This window comes from Bradyrhizobium mercantei (assembly GCF_001982635.1).
Classification (GTDB): Bacteria; Pseudomonadota; Alphaproteobacteria; order Rhizobiales; family Xanthobacteraceae; genus Bradyrhizobium; species Bradyrhizobium mercantei.
On record NZ_MKFI01000027.1, the window covers coordinates 1 to 1,652 of the forward strand.

Annotated in this window: 1 protein-coding gene and 1 pseudogene; both read left to right on the forward strand. The window is 70.4% G+C overall.

Annotation, left to right across the window (positions count from 1 at the left end; all coding sequences use genetic code 11):
* Window positions 1-209 (forward strand): annotated as a pseudogene (locus BI327_RS40630) (hypothetical protein); the annotation flags it as partial.
* Between the two features lie 90 nt (window positions 210-299).
* Window positions 300-1,652 (forward strand): TonB-dependent copper receptor (locus tag BI327_RS40635; RefSeq protein WP_076867236.1); only part of this gene is annotated, 1,353 nt, incomplete at its 3' end.

Here is a 1,652-nt window from a genome sequence, read left to right on the forward strand (position 1 = left end):
ACGCGCAACAACACAGCGGCGCCTTGCCGCATTGCTGTTTCGCCGGCTGCGCCATGCTCGGCGCCGCCGCGTTGTCAGGGCTGCCGCCGCTGGCCTGGCGCCTACCCCTGGTGCGGCAGGCGCTGCCGGCGCCCACCGTCGACATCCATTTCTCCAGCGCGCAGGCGCGATTGCCACGGCAGTCGCGCGCGCCGCCCGTCCTGGCCTGAACCCCACCCGTTTCCGTTGTTGCTGGCGCGCCTTGCTTGCGGCCCGCGCGGTCGCGCGCGCGTCCAGCCCGTTCAGATCCAGAGACTCTCATGCACAAGAACAAGGACATCCTGCGGGCAACCTGCCTGGCCACCGCCCTGGCCGCGTCGTTTCCCGCCTGGCCGCAGGCCACCGGCGCCGACGCCATCACCACCACCGATCCGGTGGTGATCACCGGCGTCGCCCCGAGCGCGCCGCTGACCTTCACGACCGACCCGAAGATCCCGCGCCAGCCGCTGCCGGCCAGCGACGGCACCGACTACCTCAAGACCATTCCCGGCTTTTCGGCCATCCGCAACGGCGGCACCAACGGCGATCCGGTGCTGCGCGGCATGTTCGGCTCGCGCCTGAACATCCTGACCAACGGCACCTCCATGCCCGGCGCCTGCCCGGCGCGCATGGACGCGCCCAGCTCGTACATCTCGCCCGAGAACTTCGACAAGCTGACCGTCATCAAGGGCCCGCAGACGGTGCTGTGGGGGCCGGGCGCCTCGGCCGGCACCATCCGCTTCGACCGCGACACGCCGCGTTTCACCGAGCCCGGCGTGCGCTTCGACGGCAGCCTGGTGGGCGGATCAAACGGCCGCAACGACCAGGCCGCCGACCTGACCGTGGGCAACGACAAGGTCTACACCCGCATCACCGCCAACCATTCGCATGCCCAGGACTACAAGGACGGCGACGGCAACAAGGTGCCGTCGCGCTGGGACAAGTGGAACGCCGACCTGGCGCTGGGTTTCACGCCCGACGCCGACACGCTGTACGAGCTGACCGCCGGCACCGGCGATGGCAACGCGCGCTACGCCGGGCGCGGCATGGACGGCTCGCAGTTCAAGCGCGAAAGCTTCGGCCTGCGCTTCGAGAAGCGCAACCTGGGCGGCCTGCTGGACAAGCTGGAGGCGCAGCTCTACTACAACTACGCCGATCACGTGATGGACAACTACACGCTGCGCACGCCGGACCCGCACGGCATGATGCCGATGGCGATGGCCTCGGACGTGGATCGCGCCACCGGGGGCGGCCGCATCGCCGGCACCTGGAACCTGGCGCCGGACCTGGGCCTGGTGACCGGGCTGGATTTCCAGCAGAGCCGGCACCGCTCGCGCAGCGGCACGGACACGGTCTCGTACCGCTCCCAGAACTGGGTCAAGGACGCGAGCTTCGCCAACACCGGCCTGTTCGGCGAACTGACCTGGCACGCCACGCAGGACAGCCGCGTCATCGGCGGCGCGCGGGTGGACTGGGCCTCGGCCAAGGACTTCCGGCGCAGCAGCGGGTCCATGATGATGGCCAAGCCCAACCCCACGGCCGGCAAACGCCGCAACGAGACGCTGCCCAGCGGGTTCCTGCGCTACGAGCGGGACCTGGCGGACCTGCCGGCCACGGTGTACGTCGGCCTGGGC